This window comes from Paenibacillus sp. J5C2022, assembly GCF_025567625.1.
In the GTDB taxonomy this organism is placed as follows: Bacteria; Bacillota; Bacilli; order Paenibacillales; family Paenibacillaceae; genus Pristimantibacillus.
The window spans coordinates 150,932-172,371 of the sequence record NZ_JAOQJC010000010.1 but is presented as its reverse complement, the minus strand read 5'-3'; the positions used below and the strand labels follow the sequence as shown (position 1 = coordinate 172,371).

General features: G+C 54.2%; 19 protein-coding genes. 4 read left to right on the top strand and 15 right to left on the bottom strand.

Features of this window, described 5'->3' with window-relative positions; all coding sequences use genetic code 11:
- Positions 1-155 precede the first annotated feature (155 nt).
- Positions 156-596: an Lrp/AsnC family transcriptional regulator gene (locus tag M6D81_RS10540; RefSeq protein ID WP_262676839.1), complete on the bottom strand. Its 441-nt coding sequence runs from the start codon at positions 594-596 to the stop codon at positions 156-158.
- 130 nt (positions 597-726) lie between these two features.
- Between M6D81_RS10540 and M6D81_RS10535 the strand changes: the two genes are divergently transcribed.
- On the top strand, positions 727-1,197 hold the full coding sequence (locus M6D81_RS10535) for a VOC family protein (protein ID WP_262676838.1): 471 nt from the start codon (positions 727-729) through the stop codon (positions 1,195-1,197).
- Here the strand turns inward: M6D81_RS10535 and M6D81_RS10530 are convergent.
- Entirely contained in the window at positions 1,170-3,821 is a 2,652-nt protein-coding gene (locus M6D81_RS10530; protein WP_262676837.1) for a glycoside hydrolase family 78 protein, read from the bottom strand. The two genes, M6D81_RS10535 and M6D81_RS10530, sit on opposite strands and share 28 nt — an antisense overlap.
- Before the next feature lie 246 nt (positions 3,822-4,067).
- On the opposite strand from M6D81_RS10530, the gene M6D81_RS10525 reads away from it, so the two are divergent.
- Positions 4,068-4,922 carry an AraC family transcriptional regulator gene (locus M6D81_RS10525; RefSeq protein WP_262676836.1) on the top strand — a complete coding sequence of 285 codons (855 nt, stop codon included), beginning with the start codon at positions 4,068-4,070 and terminating at the stop codon, positions 4,920-4,922.
- 220 nt (positions 4,923-5,142) lie between these two features.
- On the opposite strand, the gene M6D81_RS10520 is transcribed toward M6D81_RS10525, so the two are convergent.
- The 7 genes from M6D81_RS10520 to M6D81_RS10490 all read right to left on the bottom strand — a co-directional run bounded on the left by M6D81_RS10520 (position 5,143) and on the right by M6D81_RS10490 (position 12,211).
- Complete coding sequence (locus M6D81_RS10520; RefSeq protein ID WP_262676835.1) at positions 5,143-5,691, bottom strand: NADPH-dependent FMN reductase; 549 nt, start codon at positions 5,689-5,691, stop codon at positions 5,143-5,145.
- A 357-nt stretch (positions 5,692-6,048) separates the two neighbouring features.
- On the bottom strand, positions 6,049-6,369 hold the full coding sequence (locus tag M6D81_RS10515) for an ArsR/SmtB family transcription factor (RefSeq protein WP_262676834.1): 321 nt from the start codon (positions 6,367-6,369) through the stop codon (positions 6,049-6,051).
- On the bottom strand, positions 6,370-6,789 hold the full coding sequence (locus M6D81_RS10510; protein WP_262676833.1) for an SRPBCC family protein: 420 nt from the start codon (positions 6,787-6,789) through the stop codon (positions 6,370-6,372).
- 308 nt (positions 6,790-7,097) lie between these two features.
- On the bottom strand, positions 7,098-8,687 hold the full coding sequence (locus M6D81_RS10505; protein WP_262676832.1) for a right-handed parallel beta-helix repeat-containing protein: 1,590 nt from the start codon (positions 8,685-8,687) through the stop codon (positions 7,098-7,100).
- A gap of 29 nt (positions 8,688-8,716) precedes the next feature.
- Positions 8,717-10,318 (bottom strand): extracellular solute-binding protein, encoded by a 1,602-nt coding sequence (locus M6D81_RS10500; protein ID WP_262676831.1) that lies wholly within the window; start codon positions 10,316-10,318, stop codon positions 8,717-8,719.
- A gap of 49 nt (positions 10,319-10,367) precedes the next feature.
- Positions 10,368-11,237, bottom strand: a complete 870-nt coding sequence (locus M6D81_RS10495) for a carbohydrate ABC transporter permease (protein WP_262676830.1) — start codon at positions 11,235-11,237, stop codon at positions 10,368-10,370.
- 11 nt (positions 11,238-11,248) lie between these two features.
- Positions 11,249-12,211: an ABC transporter permease gene (locus M6D81_RS10490; RefSeq protein WP_262676829.1), complete on the bottom strand. Its 963-nt coding sequence runs from the start codon at positions 12,209-12,211 to the stop codon at positions 11,249-11,251.
- Positions 12,212-12,388: 177 nt separating this feature from the next.
- Here M6D81_RS10490 and M6D81_RS10485 point away from each other — a divergent pair, with 177 nt between their 5' ends.
- Both M6D81_RS10485 and M6D81_RS10480 read left to right on the top strand, forming a co-directional pair.
- Complete coding sequence (locus tag M6D81_RS10485) at positions 12,389-14,134, top strand: sensor histidine kinase (RefSeq protein WP_262676828.1); 1,746 nt, start codon at positions 12,389-12,391, stop codon at positions 14,132-14,134.
- The gene (locus tag M6D81_RS10480) at positions 14,127-15,722 is read left to right on the top strand and encodes a response regulator (RefSeq protein WP_262676827.1); all 1,596 of its coding nucleotides are present in this window, start codon (positions 14,127-14,129) and stop codon (positions 15,720-15,722) included. Before M6D81_RS10485 ends, M6D81_RS10480 begins: the two co-directional genes overlap by 8 nt.
- 687 nt (positions 15,723-16,409) lie before the next feature.
- Here M6D81_RS10480 and M6D81_RS10475 read toward each other — a convergent pair.
- The 6 genes from M6D81_RS10475 to M6D81_RS10450 all read right to left on the bottom strand — a co-directional run bounded on the left by M6D81_RS10475 (position 16,410) and on the right by M6D81_RS10450 (position 21,378).
- Complete coding sequence (locus M6D81_RS10475; protein ID WP_262676826.1) at positions 16,410-17,081, bottom strand: GNAT family N-acetyltransferase; 672 nt, start codon at positions 17,079-17,081, stop codon at positions 16,410-16,412.
- On the bottom strand, positions 17,063-17,764 hold the full coding sequence (locus tag M6D81_RS10470) for a GNAT family N-acetyltransferase (RefSeq protein ID WP_262676825.1): 702 nt from the start codon (positions 17,762-17,764) through the stop codon (positions 17,063-17,065). The genes M6D81_RS10475 and M6D81_RS10470 overlap by 19 nt, the downstream gene beginning before the upstream one ends.
- Position 17,765: 1 nt before the next feature.
- Positions 17,766-18,629 (bottom strand): carbon-nitrogen hydrolase family protein, encoded by an 864-nt coding sequence (locus M6D81_RS10465; RefSeq protein WP_262676824.1) that lies wholly within the window; start codon positions 18,627-18,629, stop codon positions 17,766-17,768.
- A gap of 119 nt (positions 18,630-18,748) precedes the next feature.
- The gene (gene hxlB, locus M6D81_RS10460; RefSeq protein WP_262676862.1) at positions 18,749-19,306 is read right to left on the bottom strand and encodes a 6-phospho-3-hexuloisomerase; all 558 of its coding nucleotides are present in this window, start codon (positions 19,304-19,306) and stop codon (positions 18,749-18,751) included.
- An 8-nt stretch (positions 19,307-19,314) separates the two neighbouring features.
- On the bottom strand, positions 19,315-19,962 hold the full coding sequence (hxlA, locus tag M6D81_RS10455) for a 3-hexulose-6-phosphate synthase (protein WP_262676823.1): 648 nt from the start codon (positions 19,960-19,962) through the stop codon (positions 19,315-19,317).
- 180 nt (positions 19,963-20,142) lie between these two features.
- Positions 20,143-21,378: a serine hydrolase domain-containing protein gene (locus M6D81_RS10450; protein ID WP_262676822.1), complete on the bottom strand. Its 1,236-nt coding sequence runs from the start codon at positions 21,376-21,378 to the stop codon at positions 20,143-20,145.
- Between the last annotated feature and the right edge of the window lie 62 nt (positions 21,379-21,440).

Genomic DNA, 21,440 nt, shown 5'->3' with positions numbered 1-21,440 from the left:
CCTCCCTACCCATGAAATTGAAGCTCCCGACACGCAAGCCGATCATAGGGAGCTTATTCTTTATTTTGGTTATAAACCTGTTGAGGAGGATAGATACTATTATTTACTTCCATATACAGTTATTGACCTGCGGACCTGGAGGATAAGCCGAATGGCTACAGCAGTAACCTGTGCGCGATCGGTGTCTTCAGGCTAACGAGGGACTTGGAGCTTCCGAACGGCAGGAGCGATTCCTGGAATGCCGTCAAAGCCTCTATCGACGAAGTCTGCACCTTCAGCATATAGTTGAAATCTCCGCTAGTTCTATGCAGCTCGCACACCTCCGGCGCGGTCTCGCAATAGGTCAGAAACGCCTGACACTTCTCCGTCTTGAACAAAAGAAAGGCGGATACTCCTCTATCCAGTCTTGCGGGATCGAGCGACGTGTAATAACCCGTAATAACGCCGCTTTCCTCCAGCTTAATGATCCGCTCCTTCACGGAAGGCTGCGACATCGCCACTTGCCGGCTGATTCGAGACACGGGCATACGCGCATTCTCCTGCAAGAGCTTCAGTATTTTCATATCTGTATCATCTAACTGTATGTGATGACGCACGACGACAACTCCTTAGGCGAAAAATGGGCTTAACCTTTATTAATAAGGCATTATAGCAATAATCCCTTCTTAATGACATGTCATCTCCCACTGCCAATCTGTACACTTGATGATGAAGGGAGAGACATCTATGTCCAACGTGAAAGGAATCGCACATATCGCCATTCAAGCCAAGCACTTCGAGCAGGCAGTCGCCTTCTATACAGAAGCGCTGGAGTTCCAAGTGGCCCACACCTGGTCCTTGCCCGAATTTCAATTGAAAAAAGCAGCTATGCTGGTATCCGCCGATCGACATACTTGCATAGAAGTATTCGATGACGAAGCGCAGATAGCTGCTCAAGGAAGCAAAGCTCACAGTGAAGAAGAGATGAAGCACGGCGCTTTGCTGCATATTGCCGTTGCGGTTGACAATGTACAGGAAGCCTACGACAGAGCTCTAAAGCATGGCGCGGCGAATTGCATCCCTCCCATGCACTTGAAACTGGGAGAACCTGCATGGGAAGTTCATAATGCGCTCGTATACAGCCCCAACGGGGAAGTCATCGAATTCATCGCATCCCCGATCTATCCGGCTCAGCCCGCCAATGCCTTCACCGAATAAGCGTACGTCCAAGTATAACTGCCGGAGCCGATCTCCAGTTGCATGCCCCCGTTGACCTGTCGGGCCTGCCCTTCCGGCGACACGCTGTCAGGATTGGCGCCGGGAAGCAGGATGGCGGCCGTCGTATTGGCGGGAATGGTTACATCCACCGTCAGCTGTCCATCCTCACCCAGCTGCCACTGACTTCTGATCTCGCCATACGGGGAAGCATAGGAAGCCTTGACATAGGTCAATCTGGCGTCCGGCTCCGGAGCGATAACGATTCGCTTAAAGCCGGGCGCTTCAGGGGCCATATCGATGCCCGCCGCCTTGCGGAACAGCCATTCCCCGACTGATCCGTAAGCGTAATGATTGTAAGAGTTCATATCCTTGCTCCAGAACGTGCCGTCCGGCTTAATGCCGTCCCAGTGCTCCCATATCGTGGTCGCTCCCTGCTCGATGGAATACAGCCAAGACGGGTATTGCTTGTTCAGCACAAGATTGTAAGCCCAATCGCTTCGCCCATGGCCGCTCAGAGCCAGACACAGATAAGGCGTGCCGACAAAGCCGGTCGTCATGCAGCCTTTATTATCCTCAATAAGCTTCACAAGCTCCCGTATTGCCCTTGACTGATGCTTCTCCTCCAGGAGACCGAATTGCAGTGCCAGCACATACGCCGTCTGGAACGGTCCGACCAGCCTGCCGTTCGCCGTGACGAATTCATCGCGGAAAGCTTGCACAATCGACTCATATAATGCCCCGTATTCCGCTGCGTCCTCCGCGTAACCGAGAGCCTCTGCCGACTTTGCCAGAAGCTCCGTAGAATAAGCATAGAAGGCTGTCGCAATCAAATCCTGCGGCGTCGCGCCGATATAGCTGCCTTCCTTCGCATCCATGCCAAGCCAGTCGCCGAAGTGGAAGCCCGTATTCCATAGCGCTTCCGTATCCCCTTGCGCCCGCATGTACTCCACCCAAGCCTTCATGCTGCCGTATTGCCGTGCAAGCACCCGCTTGTCTCCGTACATCTGGTATATCGTCCACGGACATACCGTTGCCGCATCGCCCCATGCGGCGGATGAATGCTGATCGCCTCCCAGCACATCCGGAATGACGAACGGCACCCCGCCATTGGGAAGCTGCTCCGAGCTCAAGTCCTGCAGCCACTTGGTGAAAAACGGCGCCACATTCCTGTTGTAAGCCGCCGTTCGTATGAACACCTGAGCGTCTCCCGTCCAGCCCAGACGTTCGTCGCGCTGCGGGCAGTCCGTCGGCACATCGACGAAATTTCCCTTCTGCCCCCAAACAATATTGCTCTGCAGCTGATTCAGCATAGAATCTGAGCATTCGAACGTGCCTGCCTGCTCCATGTCGGAATGCAGGACGATCGCGGTGAACCGCTCAAGCGCGATGTCTCCGGGATAGCCCGTCACGCGTACATAGCGGAAGCCCTGGAAGGTGAAGTGCGGCTCGAACACCTCTTCTTCGCCCCCCTTGCATATATAGCGGATCTCCTGCTTGGCGCTGCGCAGATTGTCCGTATAGAAGTTCCCTTCCTTATCCAGCACCTCCGCATGATGCAGAATAATGCTATCGCCCGCTGCGGCTTGCGAGATGCGCATTCTCACCCAGCCCACCATATTTTGGCCGAAGTCAAGCACTTGATCGCCCTCCGGCGTAACGATGAGTGACACGGGGGACAGCTCGCCCGACCTTCTCACCGGCTCGTTCACCTGCGCCAGCAGCCGATCATTCAGCGCCTCCACCGGCCATACGGGGAGCCAGCCTGCCGCTTCATAATCCGGAGCGCTCCAATTCCCTAGCTCTAGCCGCGCATCATATACCTCTCCATGGTAAATGGAAGAGGAGCGAATCGGGCCTTCGCTTCCGCTCCAGCTTCCATCCGTGCTTACGACATCCTCCGTCCCGTCCTCGTACCAAATATGGAGCAACGCACTCAAGGCTCTTCGCTTCCCGTAAATATCCTTCTGATCCTTCCAGCCCAACTCTCCTCTGTACCAGCCGTCCCCGACAACGCCGCCGAGGCCATTGTGTCCTTGCCGCAGCAGAGCCGTCACATCATACGTCTGGTACTGAATACGCTGCTTGTAATTCGTCCAGCCCGGCGTAAAATGGCTGTCTCCGACCCTCGTCCCATTCAGATACATTTCATACATGCCGCAAGCGGTTGCATATAGACGAGCCCTTCGCACGGCCGATTGGATACGGAAGGACGTCCGCAAGTAGTCGCAAGACGGTTCGTCTGCGCCGTCGTCGCCGCTTATCCACTCCGCTGTCCAACGCTCGGAAGGATGCAGCAAGCCCGTCTCGAACGCCGATGCCGTCCATCCGGACTCCCTTCCCGCATTGTCCCATGTTTTGACCCGGATACTATAGACCGTCTGAGGCTTCAATGCCTCACCGTCATATTCCACAAGCACGGACTGATCGCTCATCCGTTTGCCGCTATCCCATACGAGAGCACCGTCCCCCTCCTCATGCACCTCAATGTGATAAGCCGACTGCATCATATTCCGGCCATCGCCGGCAAGCTTCCAGGAGAAGCGCGGACGCTGCTCGTCAATTCCGATCGGGTTATCGCGATACTCGCAACGAATATCGTTGATTATCAGGGTGGAGTCTGTCATATCCCAGTCACCTCTTCGCTTTGTTTTCTCTAAGTATAGTGGGATAGACGATGTCATAATAAGGGGAAACGCGACATTTTCATAGGCGTAATCGGCATAAAGTAGTATAGTCGTCTTATAAGTATGGGGATGATTTGTTCGTCGCTTATCGGAATGCTTGTTGGGCAACCCGCAAGCCCCATCACTGAGGGTAGGTGTGAACTGTTCTGGATACTGTACGGAAGGACGATTAGGAGGGGGATATAGTTGAGCAAGCGGGTAATCGGCAATATAGATGCGCTTATTTTTGAAGATGAATTTCCGATCTATGTCAATCGGGTGACCGAGTCGTTCACGCAGTTGGAGCATACCCATGACTTCTATGAGATGACCTATGTCGCGGAAGGAAAGGGAACGCATTACATTAACGGACAAGCGGTTCCCGTCAGCAGGGGTGACCTGTTCTGGATTCCGCTCGGCGTCTCGCATGTGTTCCGTCCGGCGGGCGCAGGTCTGCGCGAAGCGCTTATCGTCTATAATTGCATCTTTCAGGAGGAGGCGATGATCAAGGCAGAGCAAGCCCACACCTCTTCCCTATTCGCCTTCTACAGGCAATTATCTGGCTGGAGGGGCATACGGGCCGTCGATAACGCCTTTGCTTCATTATTCGAATCGCTGCATCGGGAATACACGGGAAGCCTGGACTTTAGCCGTCTCACGGTGCAATGCAACTGGCTTATGCTGCTGGTTCAGTTCAAGCGAGTGCTGGAGCAGCCCTCTGCTTCCGATGCCTCCGGCGTGGCCACGATATTCGACAACATGCTGCACGATATTCGCAATCACCCCGAGCGCGAGCATACAGCGGAGAAGGTCGCCCGGAGCTTGCAGCTTAGCGTCCGTCAGCTTCAGCGATTATTCCGCGAGCGCATGGATATGGGCTTCAAGGCTTACCTGCAGGAAGTCCGGATTCAGCAATGCTGTGAGCTGCTGCGCACGACGGAGTTGACGGTGACGGAGATCCATCAGGCAGTCGGCTATCAGGACGCCAAGCACTTCCATGCGCTGTTCAAGCGGAAGACGGGCAAGACGCCAGGAGAGTACAGGCGGAGTGTACGTATATAGCATCCCTTGCCACATCCGTAGCTTTAACGGTCGCCACCGCTGCTAATTGACCATTTCTATCCGATTCTGCACACTAACGTATGCTATTGAGCCTATTTGATGAAATCCAGCAGCATTCGCTTCATTCTGCACCAAATAAGCGCAATGACGCCCATTAGCAGTTAGAAAATGGAATTATCATTCTATTAGCCTCTGTGGCGCTCGTTAGCTACAACAGCGATTACAATCCGCGCACAAGTCTGGCCAGCTCCAGGAAAGCATCCCATGCGCGGTTAATGCGAAGGGCGATCGCCTCATCCGGTTGTTCGTCACCCCGAGCTTGCCGGAACCATTCGCGCTGGCTTCCGCCAATGGATATCCACTCCGGCACATTGATCCCGTGCACATTGCGGATAATCGTCTGGAGGTGCTGCAGCGAGCTGACGCCGACTGCCCCTCCTGCCGAGCTGAGCGACAGAACCGGCTTGCCGCCAAGATGCTCCTTGCCCAGGAAGTCCAGCGCATTCTTCAGCACGCCGCTCACGCTGCCGTGATATTCCGGCGTAGCCAGCACGACGGCATCCGCTTGCCTCATCAGCTCTTTGAATTGCGTCAACCCTTTATGCCCCTCGTAATACTCATCTGGGCAGTAGAATGGGAGCGGTGTGCGGTATAAATCGAACAATTCCGTATCATGTCCTTTGCTTCGGGTCAGGCGCGCACCATATTCCGCCAGCCTCGTGCTTGTCGCGGAGCTTCTGTTGCTTCCTGCCACTATTGCGATTTTCATGAATGTCCTCAATCCTTTCAGCCATATCCTCTTTCACACTTATTCCGAATTGCAACCGAGGTCACATCGCCTGCAGCCCTCCAGCCGCACACTTTCCCGCCTACAACTGAGGTCACATCGCCTGCAGCCCTCTAGCAGCACACATTCCTGCCTCCAACCGAGGCCGCATAGTCTGCAGCCCTCCAGCAGCACACATTCCTGCCTCCAACCGAGGTCACATCACCTGCAGCCCTCCAGCAGCACACTTTCCCGTCTACAGCCGAGGTCACATCGCCTGCAGCCCTGCTTTATCCATGCCAACTATTCTACTCGTAGACTGCGAACGGATGTTACGCAGGAAGGCTGCTATTCCTGCGTCTACTCTTCCTCCCGCTCCACGAGATGCTTCAGCATAGACAGCTTGTTGCTCCAGAACTGGTCGAAGTAAGCAAGCCATTGCTGCAACTCCAGCAAGGGCTCGGGCTGCAGACGATACCTCTTCTCCCTGCCGACCTTGCGGCCGTTCACCAGCTGCGCTTCCGACAGAATATGCAGATGCTTCACAATTGCCGTACGACTTATGGGAAAGCGGGCGGCTATATCCGAGATGGGCAGCTCATGCTGCGCGAGCAAGCGAACGACTTCTCTGCGAGTCGGATCGGCAAGCGCCTGGAACACATCGTGCTTGGCTGCCCCCACTTACTCCTCCACAGCCTTTCTAAGCCGGTCGCGAACGATGCCTTCCCAGCCGCCATTCATCTTATCGCGGACAACAGAGGCCTTCTCGCCCGCCTTCGGCAGAATGTGCTCGCTCTCCTTCCATCCGCTATGGATCATGGTAAACTCCGTCTTGTCCTCCATCTCCCGCAGTGTGAACGTCACCACCCATCCATCCGTATCCCATGAGAAGGACAGTCTGTGCGGCTCGTCCACCTCCAATACCTTGCACGGAGACGGTCCGAACGGTGACTGCACATGGAATTCATGACCTATAACCGGTTTGAAGTCATTCGGCATGAACCAGACGGCGATGCCTTCCGCTGTCGATACGGTCCGCCATACTTTTTGAATTGGCGCTTCCAGCACCACTGTCTTTTCAATATCCGGTAGATGTTCCACTTAAACTCCTCACTTCCTGATGGCGATAATATCAAAAGTTTACGCCTCAACATAACACCTTAAGGTTTCATTAATTATATAACACCTTAAGGTTTCACGTCAATGCGGCTGGCATACTATCCCTACCTATTTCGGCGTGTGTCTGACGACAAACCATCTAGTAAACCAGAAGCATCCGTCATTGAACAACCTTTCCGTTCTTCGCCGTGAAAAGCGGAAGAGAAGGCCGGATAACCCCGGCCTTCTCTTCCTATTCTAACCTTATTCTCTGCCCTCATCCGTCGGGATCACAATGCGACCGTTCCCAACTACAGGTGCAAGTAATCGTTCATATCCTCAACTCCGGCATAGCCCTTGATCAGCGCGCCTGTGCTGTTGCTTGCATCCTGACTGTTCTGCTGGGAGGCATTCGGCGACGGGGAGAGAAACACGTTGTTGCGGGAGATGACCGTCTTGGCATTGTTGTCGACACGGACGCCCCGATTGCGGCCGCTCCCCGATATGTAGTAATTGTCCTCGAAGTAATTGCCCTCCACGACGGCGAGCTTCCCGATTCCGGATACATAGACATGATACGCGGAGCCGGAGCTCATGCCGTTGCCGAAGCCGATGGACTGATTGTTCCGGAAGATCAGCCTCTCCCCGGCGGTGAAGGTGGCGCCGCGCGAGGCGCCGGAGTCCGGATCGGCGGTAATGAGATTGCCCGTAACGGTCAGATTGTCCCATCCGCCCTTCGACTCCAGCCGGAATTCGATGCCGAGCTCCCTGATCATCTCGATGGAGTTGGACAGAATTTGCCCGTTGTACGCACCTTCGAAGCCCTGTATGCCTTTGAGACACTGACGAATTTTGTTATGCGCGTTAATGAAATGGTTGCTCTCCCGATAGCCGTTCGAGCTGCCGCCCTGGTTGGAGATGCCGGTGCGGAAGCGCTGGACTTCATTCGCAATGCACATCGTATGATGCGAGCCGATCAAGCGAATGCCATGGCTCTCTGCCGGATTCACCCCATTCTCATTGATCATTTTGTTGGCGTAGACCATCGTATTGTCCTGGAAGAATACTTCCACTCCCATCTTGCGCGTATTCAGCATTCGGTTCATCGCCACGATATTGCGGCCTGACACGCGCGCAGGGAAGCCGAGCTCGTGGCCGCCGCCCGCCAGGCTGACGGCAACGTCGCAGTACTCGAAGTCGTTGTTGAAGATGACGATCCGGTCGACGAACCATGACTTGAGACCGGAGTAGTTGTTGGCCTCGCCGCTTCCGCTGGGGCCCGCCTGCTGCGAGAATTTCAGCGAATGCACATTGACGTTCGCAATCCGTGTCATGCGGCTGCTCGTTCCCACCCGCAGCGCATTCCTCTGGCTGTTCGTCGTCAGATGGGAGGACGGCCCTGCACCGAATATCGTAATGTCCCCCCGCTCGCAGACGAACCCATCCGCGCTGAAGTAAGTGCCAGGCGGCACGAAGAGTGAACCGCCCGGCGGAACCGCCGCAATCGCCGCATTCCATGCTTCCGAATCGTCGGTCGTCCCGTTGCCCGCAGGACTGAACCAACCCAGATTGACCGCCCGCTCCGTCGATTCATTCAGCATCTTGGCGATCAGATCGGCATCCTCCGGACGGAACAGCTGCGGATCGCCGATCAGCTCGCTCAGCTCGTCGCAGCAGTCCGCGCCTTGCCCCTTTCCTCCCTTGTCCTTCTTCCCCTTCTCGCCGGCTTTCTCGTTAAAAGCGCTTGCAATGTTGCCGTTGATCAAGCCGCCCGCCACGACCGCTACGCTTGTCGCACCGATCGCCTTGAGCAGCTTTCTTCTGTCCATCATGATGCCGTTCGTAGACTGATCGCTTTCCGAGGCGGGCTCCACATGCCCATTGTGCTTGTTTTCCTCCATCTTCAACACTCCTCTTTATAAGCTAATTGCTACTTTAATACACCATTCTGCTCCAGCTGTTCCGTCACGGCGTCCACATACCGCTGCCCCTTGTAAGTTTCCATGTACGTCTTGACGTAGTCAGCCCAGCTGCTGTCGTCCAGCGCAACATTCGCATAGATGAACTTCATCATCATTTCGTTGACATACTTGTTCAGATCGGCGGCGTATTCGATCGGTTCCTTGGCGTAGCCCATCGTGAAGACGCTGCCTCTCTCCGGCTTGTCGCCAAGCAGCAGCATCTGCTGCTCGTAGAGGAACGGATCGGGATAGAAGGCCTGGACCGATTCCGGCTTCGTCTTCAGCGCCGTCTCTCCGATAAGCGAATAGGCGGGCAAATAATTGCTCTGCTTCCCCGGCAAGAACTCGGTCACCTTCCCGTTCTCCCGCTTGTGGTTCACGCCCTCTACGCCGAACGTCAGCAGCTCTTCGCCTATGCCGCCGTTCATCCAGTTCAGCAGGTCGATAATCTTCTGCACCTTGGCCGGATCGTCCTTCAGTTTCATCGTCACGCCGAGCACGCCGTTAGGCGCATATGTCTTGGCGTTGTTGGAGGCTCTCCCCGCAGGCCCCGTCACCGGAGGAAGGATAACCGTCTCCGCATCGGGATTGATCGCCTTCATATTGTCCACGATAGAAGCCGGGTAGCCCGCATGGAAGAAGATGCCCACCTGGCCCTGCTCGATCTTCTGCGTCACCCGGTCCAGGTTGTTCGTCGCCATATCGGGATCGATGGCGCCTTCCTTCATCAAGTCCTGCATATATTGCAAGTATTGCCGCATGCCGTCGCTTGTGGGGCCGCCCGCCAGCTTGCCCGCTTCATCCACCCAATAGGTTCCCCGCACGTCTCCGGTAAAAGAGGACAGCAGCTGCCAGAATACCTGATTCGTCATGGACGAGCCCGGCGCCGAGAAGCCGAACGTATCCTTCTTGCCGTTGCCGTCGGGATCATCGTGTGCGAATGCCAGCATCACCTCGCGCAGCTCCTCCGTCGTCTGCGGCATCGGCAGCTCCAGCTTGTCGAGCCAATCCTTGCGGATGAACAGACTGTTGGTCACGCTTGGCGGTCTGGAAGGGATGCCGTGGTAGTTCCCGTCGCTATCCGAGATGCTGAACAGCATTTCCTTGTTGATGTAGCCCATGTTGGAAGGCAGATTGTCGAGCGTGAGCACATCGTTGAGCGGCATCAGGTAGCCCTCCATCTGCGCCTTGACGTAATCCTTCATATTGAAGAACAGAATCGCTTCCGGCAGATCGCTCGCCGCGATTCTCGCTCCCAGCTTCGCCCTCCATTCGTCAGACTTGCCGCTGGTGAACGCATATTGCAGGTCGATGTTCAAATCCTTCTTGATCTGCTGCAGGATGGCGTCATTCCCCGGCTCAGGCGGGTCCACCGTGACCGAGAACCATCTCTCCACTTCGATCTTCACCGTCTCTTCAGGCGCGGCCGTCGCCGCTTGACCGGTATCGGTCTGATCCTCTTTCGCCCCGCCCTTCTCATTGCTTCCGTTATCGCCGTTATCGCCGTTGCTGCAAGCGACGCACAGCATCATTAATGCCAATACGATCAAGCCGGACATCCACTTCTTCATCGTCATCCTCCTCTTGTCTATCCCAAGCCATTGTGCCGAACATGTGAAGCTAACCTTTAATCGATCCAAGCAGCACCCCCTTCGTGAAATACTGTTGCAGGAACGGGTACAGCACCAATACCGGTATGATCGACAGTATGACAGCAGCCATCTTGCTCGCCTCCGTCGGAATGACCGTCTCGATCGTGCTCCCCTGCAGCTCCGAAGGGTCTGGTGTGTTCAGCATAGCGCGCAGCACCGTCTGCAGCGGATGCTTATCCGTATCGGACACATACAGAATCGCTTCGAAGAACGCGTTCCAATGCGTCACCGCGTAGAACAGTCCGATGGTCGCGATGATAGGAGCGGAGAGCGGAATGACGATTCGGAACAAGTAACCGATCTCCGTCGTGCCGTCGATCAGCGCGGCTTCCTCCAGATTGTGCGGCAAGTTCTCGATGAAGCTCTTCATAACCAGCACGTTGAATACCGACACAGTACCGGACAGGATAAGCACCCAGTACGTATTGAGCAAGCCCAGCGACTTCACCAGCATATACTGCGGAATCAGTCCTCCATGGAACAGCATCGTCAGCAGCAGCAGGAACAGAATGACATTGCGGCCCGGCATGGACGGATTGGTCAGCCCATAGGCCAGCATAAGTGACAGCAGGACGCCGATCGCCGTGGACACGACAGTAATATAGATGGAATTGGCGAACGCCCTCATCATGCCGGGGTCCTGCAGCAGCTCGCCATAGGCCTGGAACGTGATCTGCCGCGGGAACACGACGAAGCCTCCGTTGCGCACCAGCTCCAGATAAGGCGTGACCGATACGACAAGCACATAGAATACCGGGAACAATGCGATCAGCCCCATAATCGACAACAGCGCATAATTGATATAGTGAAATATTCGCTCGCTTAATGATAACCTCATCTTCACCCCTCCTACCATATACCGGAATCGCCGAATTTCTTGGCCAGCTTGTTGGCACCCAGCACAAGCAGGAGGCCGATGACCGACTTGAATAACCCGACAGCCGTCGCCATGCTGAAGTTGTTCTCGATAATGCCCTTCCGATATACCCATGTGTCGATAATATCGACGGATTCATAGACGAGCGGATTGTACATGGCGTATATTTGCGTGAAGCCCGCATCCAGCACCGTGCCCAGCTTGAGGATAAGCAACAGGACGATGACATTGCGGATGCCGGGGAGCGTAATATGCCACGTCTGCTTCCACCTGCCCGCCCCGTCAATCGTGGCGGCTTCATAGAGCTGCTGGTCGATCGCCGTCAGGGCCGCCAGATAGATAATCGCTCCCCAACCGATGTCCTTCCATATATCCGATCCGATCAGAATCCACCGGAACCAGTCATTCGACATAAGGAAGGCGACCGGGCTCATTCCCCATTCCTGCAGCATATGGTTGACCAGTCCCGTCGTCGGTGACAAGAAGGCGATTACAATGCCGTATATAATGACCCAGGACAGAAAATGCGGCATATACGTCAGCGTCTGGATGATTCGCTTGAACCATGATTTGCGAACCTCGTTCAGCAGCAGCGCCAGCAGAATGTCCGGCGTCATGCCGAATACGATCTTCATGACGCTGATGACGATCGTATTCCGGGTCACTTGCCAGAAGTCGGGGCTTTCCATGAACACCCGGAACCACTTCAGACCCACCCACGAACTGCCGCCGATGCCCTTGAACGGAGAGTAGTCGAGGAAGGCGATCGTCACTCCGTACAAGGGGCCGTATTTAAAGATGAGAATATAGAGCAGCCCGGGCAAAATAAGCAGGTACCGGTACTTGTATTTGAGCAGGACGCGCAGCTTTCTCGTCAATACCCAACGGGCAGCCGATGCGGCAGCTTTTCGTTTTTCTACAGGAAGCGTTGTCATATCTGTCCCCCAGCCGTTAAGTGTTGCCCCTATTGTACTCCGGCCCCTGCACCAAAAACTTACGGTTCCTTTAGCCAATCCTTCGCATTCTTTGGGACATCGTCCGTACACCGCATAAGGGAGCATGCTATAATCGGAATACAATTGCCATGCGATTTCCAATAGGAGTGCTGCGTTATGATGCGTTCGCTATTCGCCAGTCTGCCTCTCAAAATGTTCGGCATCGGCTTCATCTCGATATCGTCCCTTATTCTGCTGCTCGGTCTCGTCTCCCAGCAATACATCTCGCAGCAATTCACAAGCCAGCAGCAATCCTACGTCACCCATGCGCTGAACCGGACCGACTACTTTCTCAACCAATTCATGAAGAGCATACAGAAGGATCTTCATTTTATTGCCGGAGACGACCGGTTACGCTCTTCCGATCCTGACGAGATGATGGAGGCTCTCGACCGCTACAAGCTGCAGTGGAATGAAGACATCAAAAATCTGTACTATATGGATGGAAACGGCCATGTCGTCGGGACGTCCCGACTGCTCTGGGAGATCGCCCCGCCGGAGCAAATAAGCCGGCTCTACCGACACCTGAACAGCAGCGACTCCTCTGTCGTATGGACGGAGCCTTACTTCTCGCCCGTATCCGACTACACCGTCACCGTCGTCGTCAAGCTGCCGACTGCCGAAGACGGGAAGGCCGCGGCCATATTGGCGGCGGATCTGAATCTGGATGCGTTATGGACCAGCTACGTGGATCACGAATACAGCTCCCGGGAGTCGCTGCTCATTGTTAGTCGGGGATACCAGCCAATCTCCATCCATTCGCCTTACGTCGGTTACGATGCGTTCGGGAAGTCCTATTATCTCCGCGGATTCCCCGCCGTTAGCATAGAGAATAATCTGTCCTCCTGGCGGGTGAAAGACGACGATGGAAGGCGGCTGCTGATCACGAGGGCAAGCGGCAACCTGTGGGGCTGGCAAGTGATGATCATGCTGGATGAAAGCGTGCTGGAGCGTTCCTTGTCCTTCATGAAAGCGTTCTCCGCCTTAATCGGCTTGGCGGCGCTGCTGCTGTGCCTGTTCGTCTCCTATTACTTGGCCCGGTATGTCACGAGGCCGCTCAAGCAATTGATCGGACAGATGAAGAAGGTGAGCGCCGGCGACTTCCAGACCCAGATCGCTGTAGCCCGTCAGGATGAGCTGGGCATGCTGGGCATTGCTTTCAACCGGATGGTCGTCAAGGTGAAGCAGCTGATGGAGGCGAACGTGCGGACCGAGATCGAGAAGAAGCATTACGAGCTGAAGGTACTGCAGACGCAGATTCAACCCCACTTTCTCTATAATACGCTTAACTCCATCAGCTATCTGGCCCGAAGAGGAGAGACGAAGGAGGTCGATGCGATGATCACGAACCTGTCCGCGCTGCTTCACTTCCATCTGGATAAGGTGCAGGAATTCGTTCCCTTCTCCGAAGAGCTAGACGGGGTGAACCGTTACGTCTTCTTGATGAATATCCGTTATCCCGGGCAGTTCATTCTGGATTGCGATATCGGGGAGGATATGACCGAAGTGCTCATACCGAAATTCACGCTTCAGCCCGTTGTGGAAAATGCAATCTTCCATGGCATCCTTCCCAAAGGGGAGCTCGGTTCTATCGTTATTGCCGGAGAGAGAATCGGGGAACGCATCATGATACAAGTCAGCGACGACGGAGTCGGCATTCCGACGGAGAAGCGGAAGACGCTGCTGCTGTCGGCTCCCGCCGCTCCCATGACCGGTTATTACCATCTCGGGCTGCACAGCATTCACGAACGGCTGCGGCTGTATTACGGGGACGGATGCGGCCTGAGCATATCCAGTCCCGAAGGAGAGGGAACGACCATCACAATCGTCATTCCGGCAGAAGGAGGACCATCGCATGGCTGAATTGATCACTGCGCGTCCAGAAGTTTCCAGGCTCCGCGTGCTTATCGTCGACGACGAATATATGGTGCTGAACACGCTGCGAGAGGAGATCGCCTGGTCGCGGCTCGGCATGGAGCTGGTGGCGGAAGCGACCGGCGGCAAGCAGGCGCTGGAGAAGTGTGCCGCTTACTTGCCCGACCTGGTCGTCATCGACATCTCCATGCCCGCCATGAGCGGTCTGGATGTGATTCGCGCGGCCAAGGAGGACTTCCCCCATACGCGGTTCGCCATTCTGACCGCCCATCAGGACTTCGCCTACGCTCAGGAGGCGCTTCATCTGGGTGCGCTCGCGTACGTACTGAAGACGCCGGTACTGATGGCCGATATGGAGGAGATGCTGCGCAAGTGCCGCGCGATTCTACTGGGCGAGCGGGAGACCAGCAGCCGCCTGCAATACGCCGATCATATGCTGCAACGGCATGGCTGGGACATTCGGAAGGGGATTCTCCAATATCTGCTTAGAGGCAGCCACATCCAGGAACAGGATTGGGCTTATCTTCTGGGATCGGACGCAGCTTCCGACAGTCGGCAGTCTCATTGGCAAGTCATCCATCTCGCCGTCGCGGGCTTGAATGGCTTACTGTCCCGTTACCCTGATCGGGATCATCCGCTCGTGGCCTTCTCCATCTATCAGGCCGTTCACGAAGCGGCACAGGAAGCGGGCTGTGGAGCGGCGCTTCCCGACACTTCCGGCCATGTCTACATCATTCGCCCTTTCTCCCCTTCGGGCAGCCGACTGCAGAAGGAGGCCGCCATCCAGCAGCTGCATGCCCGGCTGGCGCGCTACTTCCGCAATTACCACTCCGTGGACATCATCGTCGGTATTAGCTCGGAATCAGGAGACCTGGCGCGGCTGCCGCAGCTTCTGAAGGAAGCCGCCGACGCAACGGAGCTGTCCTTCTATCAGCCGGGTCAGCCGCAATATTATTACTACGAGACAGGCAAGCAGAGTCGCGAACCGATCGATTGGAGCAAGCTGGAGCATATGCTTCTGACGGAATGCAGAAGAGACGGGATGGAGGCGCTGCATGGGCTCATCGACCGGCATCGGCCGCAGCCGTCTCTGCTGAAGGCTCAAGCAATAGCTATGCTGGAGAAGGCCGGCCATCCACTTGCGCGGGCGGATTGGTCCGCGCTTACGGACAACGTCCCGTTAGCGGAATGGATTCAACGGTTGGTGAATGTCCTGCTAAGGGATCGGACCGGCGGACAGCTCCCTTCCCCCGGCATGCATGAAGATATTAGCAAAGCGATCGCCTATATGCAGGAGCATCTGCACGACAACCTGACGCTTGCGAAGGTAGCGGAGCATATCCCGATGAACCCCAGCTACTTCAGCCATCTGTTCAAGGTGAACACGGGCGCTACCTTTATCGAACACTTGACCGTACTGCGAATGGAACGGGCCAAGCAACTGCTGCTTGGCCCGAACACGAAGAACTATATGCTGTGCGACAAGCTCGGCTTCGCCAGCTATCCGCACTTCTGCACCCAATTCAAGAAGTACACAGGCATGACGCCGAGCGAATACAAGCAGCAATACAAGTAGAGCCCTCCTCTGCCGAGGCGGTCGGGGTGGTTACCGGCGTCGAGTGAATTCAAGCAGCAGCATGACAGGGCCGCCTCTACCGGAGCGCTCCAAGCTGTCAAGGTAGTCGGATGGTCGGGGTGGTCGAGGTGTTCCCTCTAACGCTTTCGCCAATGTGCCAAGAGCCAATAGCTTAAACAAACACGCATAATGAACCAGAATCCAGAATCAAATCGCCAAATGGATTTTATGTCATTATTTCTCGTGTAAGGGAAGGGGATGCCCCAAACAAATGGAAATTATCCAGCTAATAAAGCTAATCTACACCGGATTGGCTCATATCGCTGATAATAAGTACAGTAAATCCATTTATTCAGTCCGCCACTTCTCTTAGGAGTAAAATTAATGACATCAAATACAGTTAGTTACTCATCCATAAGCGATAAGGCAAACGGTTGAATCTCCAATCGAGCTTACCGCATCATGCGCGAACTCAGCCCCGCTGCTCAGCGATCCCCCTAGACCGGTGTCCTTAATAACTCTCTTTAGCTCGCACACCTCTATTCGACACTCCAGTGTAGGATTCCCACTCTATTCTGCTCGCAGGAGTCGCTCCTCTAGCTAGCCTCTAGCTTTCAGTTAGTCAACTCGAACTTTAGGTTTATAACGCGGCAAAGCCCGGGAACTGCCTCCCGGGCTTCTTCATTATTATAGAGGCAGCAAGCTGATCCGATCCTTGCTCCTGATGCCTTCCATCATGTCGAGCCACTTCTGCGGCTTGTTCGGCAGTACCGTGTAATAGTTCGTCAGGAAGTCCGCCACCAGACTGGCCGGAACGTCCTGTACGGTCTCATCGGTCGGCATGAAGCAGAAGTCCAATCCCTCCACCGCCTCGCCGTCGTTCTTCCACGAAGGGTGAACGTAGGCCAGATCCAGCCGCTTGTAGCCGAGATGGGACAGCACTTCGCGGCGGACGTACGGATGCATCGGCATGACGCCGCCGAAGTCGTGATCGTCGCGCTCGTAGGGATCATAGATCTCCGCGAACATGCCGTACAGCTCCTTGCCGCCCGCCTGCGCCAGCTCATGCAGATCCTTCTCCCGCTTCCGGGCCAGGAAGCGCCCGATGCCAAGGCCGTGCCTGCCGATAATCGTAAAATCCGTCATCGCGATATTCCAGTCGGGGTAGTACCGGTATTCCGTCGCTCCTACGACCTCATCCTCATGCACGGCGACGAACACGCGAATGCCGGGATCTTCCAGCGGCTCCCGCCACAGCTCGTATTCCAGCACTTCCTCGGGAGGGAAGATCTCCCCCATTAACCGGTGCATTTTCTCAAATAAAGGATCATCGATGCTCGTTATTCTTCTGTAGTCCATCCCGTGTTCTCCTCCATTCCCTTGAACGGATTTCTCCATTCCATCAATAAGGCGTAGTGCAACGATTCCTCATCGTCCAAGTAATCTGCGACAAGCGATACCGGCGTTCTTCCGCATCGCAGCAGGAAAGATAGAACGGGATCTCTCCGCTCGCCGCGAATCACCTCGCGAACGTACTGCTCGGGAGTCAGCTCGGCTGCCGCCTTATGGTACCCCGGCATTCTTCCTCCTCCAAGCAGCCGATCCAGCCCCAGCTGAATAACGACACCGTACATCGCTTGCATCATATGCTTGCCCAGCCCCAGCTTGCGATGCTTCGGCCGGACGCTGATATCTACAATATAGAGCGTATTGCCCTGCGGATTATGATTCCGGATATAGCCGTTATCCGTGATCTCCTCCCACTTGTGGGCAGGGTGGGCGGGATCGAAGTCCACGCGAAGCCCCGTCAGCGAGCCCGCCAGCTCACCGCCCACCTCTACGCAGAGCGCCCCTTCCGGGAACAGCGCGATATGGCCCTTCAGCTGCTGCTCGTTCCACCACAGCTCCGGCGGGAACGGCGGCGGGAAGCACTCCGCCTGGATGGCGATCAGCTCCGCTATGTCGCTCATCGTATAGTTGCGGATAACGACCGGTACCGGCTTCTCCTGATCGTAGACATAGAATGTGCTGCGGTATGCCATCTTAAGCCTCTTCCCAATCGGGATACAAATCGGTGCGGCGGTCGCGCCACGTCGTGACGGAGCCCTTCTCCCGCACCTCGTACAACAGGCTCAGATCAAGATCGGCGGTCACCACCATATCGTTGTTCAGCTCGCCTTGCACCATGATGCCCTGAGGCGGGAACGGCACGTCGTTCGGCGTAATAACCGCCGCCTGACCGAAGTTGCCCCGCATGAAATCGACCGTCGGCAGCGAGCCGACCGTTCCCGTCAACACAACATACACCTGATTCTCGATCGCGCGGGCATGGCTCGTATATCGGACGCGGTGGAAGCCGTGCCGGTCATCCGTGCATGACGGACAGAAGATAACGTCCGCCCCCTTCGCCTTCGCCATCCGGACGATCTCCGGGAATTCAATGTCGTAGCAGGTGAGCATTGCAATACGTCCCTTGTCCGTATCGAACACTTCAAGGCCGTCTCCCGCCGACATATTCCACTCTTCCACTTCCGTCGGCGTAATGTGCAGCTTCGCTTGCTCGGCGATACGGCCGTCCGGATAGAACAGATGCGCCACATTGTAGAGCTTGCCCCCTCTGTCCACTACATGCGTGCCGCCGATAATATGCATGCCCGTCTCCTGCGCGAAGCGTGCGAACAGCTCCCGGTATTGCTCCGTGAAGCCCGGCAAGTCGTTAATCGACAAGGCCGATCCGTGACCATCGCCGATGGAGAGCAGCTGCGTCGTGAAAAATTCGGGAAACAGAATGAATTCCGAGCCGAATTCCTGCGCTGTCTTTATATAATGCTCGCATTGCTTCGCAAAGTCTTCGAACGATTGAATCGTATGCAGATGATACTGCACAACGGAAACACGTATTTTCAACGCCATCCCTCTCTATTCCCAATAAAATATGATCATTAATGCCTCATTATTTCATATTCGTCTCCGCAAATCAATTGTACGCAAAGACGATGAGGAAGACGTTTAGAGTGGCCGTGTCCTTACTCCAGATTGGCATGCCTGCCATACATCGCGGCTCCGTCCATGCCTTGTTCGCGCATCAAGCTCAAGACGATGGCGTCACAGAATAAGAGGAGCGTCTGCTCAAACAACGTCCCCATCGGTTGTACGGAGCGGCCTGCTCCTTCCGCGGCATCTTTGGGGGAACCGGGCAATATCACCGTTATATCGGCAAGCCTGCCGATGGTAGATTCGCGATTGATCGTCATAACGGCTATTCGGCCGCCAAGCTTCTTTGCTTTCTCCGCTATGGATACCAAGCCGGCCGTCTCTCCCGACCCTGAGCCGATGATGAGCGTATCGCCTTTCTCCATATTGGGTGTGACCGTCTCCCCTACAACATAGGCTTGAAATCCCATTTGCATCAGTCTCATCGCCAGAGATTTCATCATCAGTCCCGACCGGCCCATGCCCGTTACGAAAATTTTTCTCGACGCAGCTACGGCTTCTGTCAGCTCTTCGGCTTCATGACGGGCAATTTGCGCCATTGCGGAAGTCAATTCCTGCACAATGTCCGCACCATACGCAGTCGTTGCCATCATCGGCATTATACCTGCGCAGCCATTTCGCGTTTTATCATTTTCTGCATGTCTGCAGCCGCTGCTTTCTTATCCGCTTGTCCGGTAATGCCTCCGCCCACGATAACCAGATCAGGCTGCGCCTTCACCGCTTCTGCCAGCGTCTCCAACTTAATGCCGCCCGCAATCGCCGTCTTCGCTCGTGTTACGACGCGCTTAATCGTCTGCAGCTGCTCGAACGGACTTTCTCCCGCTGCTTGAAGGTCGTAGCCCGTGTGCACACAGATGTAGTCGACGCCGAGCGCATCCACTTCTTGTGCGCGCTTCTCCAGCTCCTTCACATTAATCATATCCACGACGATTTGGGAACCGTGCTTCTTCGCCTCCGTTACAGCTCCTTGGATGGTGGAATCATCCGTTGCTCCCAGTACCGTAATCAGATCCGCGCCGGCTTCGGAAGCTTTCATCACTTCATAAGCGCCCGCATCCATTACTTTCAGATCGGCCAGCACCTTCAAATGAGGGAACGTTTCTTTCATTTCCTTCACCGCTCGCAGCCCTTCATTAATAATGACGGGCGTGCCAATTTCGACAATGTCGATATGCTCCTGCACTTCCTCTACTACCGCTTTGCCTTCCGGAATATTAACAAGATCCAACGCCAACTGCAATTCCATTACTCGTCACTCCCTATCCCAAGTTTATGGAATTAAGTATACAGCGTACGTCAGAATTAAAAAGTACGCACTTTAATCGCATATAGTCACTTAAAAAGCACATAGTGTGCAAAAAGTTACTATCCGGAGGATGACTCTACCTGCAAATCTCAAGTCATTGCGATCGCGTATGGACGCTGCTTAAAGCCCTTCCACTTCGGCGAGGCGATTGAGTATGCGATGAAATTTAGAAAGAGTATCTTGCCCAATGCTTTCCACATCGCAGTTCATAAACATAATGGCTGCGACTCCGCTTTCCTTGACATACATAAACGTATTAATTCCCGGGTCCCCCCCTGTGTGGCCCCATGAATTTAACGATGTATAATCCCAAAACAGTCCAGAATTATGCTTTCGCTCTTTTAGCTCATGCGGGATATTTGTATCATTAAACTGTTTTTCCAGCATGGCGGCAATACTTTCCGAACTTAAAAATGCCGTATCTTGTTTTCTCATCAATTCCAATAAAAATGTGGATAAATCATTAACGCTGGTAAATACGCCTCCGTCCGGATAAGTTGCCAATTTATACGGCGCCAGCGGTTCCATTTTTGATCCGGTACTATGCTCCTTCTTCTTGAAATCAATCCTTTCCTTTGAATAATTCAGAGCTACAGCATCGCTATTGAATTCAACGGGACTCCACCCCGAATGATGCATGTTCAGTTCATTGAAAATATGTTCTCTTACATATTCTTCATACGGGATTCCGCTTTTTACTTCAATGCAGTATGCCGCAAGCGCCGAGGCTATATTGCTGTACTCATAGCTTGTTCCTGCGCTTTCATTTAAAAAGTTTGTACGCTTATACCATTCACCGTCTGGACTTAAATAGTTATAAAGGAAATCCTTTAACGTTATCCCCTCATCATATAGAGAGTAATAAGAATGCTGCGCATATATGTCGTCATCATCTTTTATTCCGGAAGTATGTGTGGCCAGATTTCTTAAAGTTATACTATCCTCGGGGGAATTTGGATTGACGACTTGAAAGGGAAGAATATGATTAATATCTTCGTCCAGGCTCAGCAGCTCATCTTCTACCGCTTTCATTAGAGCCGCCGATATAAAGGTCTTGCTTATAGAGCCTATATTCATCACCGTATCTAATGTAAACGGAATTTTCTGCTGCACATCGGCATATCCAAGCTCTTTTTCATATAAAACACGATCTTTTGAGAAGACGGCTACAGCCACTCCCGGAATTTTAGCTTTTTCATATGCTGATTCCAATTCATAATCAAACCGTTGTTCAACAGACATGCTTTCCAGTTTTTTCTTTTCCACAAAACCACTTACACCTACATAACCAAAACAAACAAGAATGAACAGCAACAAAGACAGAATCACATAACGATTTTTAAAGATTTTCAACACGGATCATTACCTCCCAAAACCATTCTCAAATTGATCATTCCAAAAAATAGGGGTTAAAACGC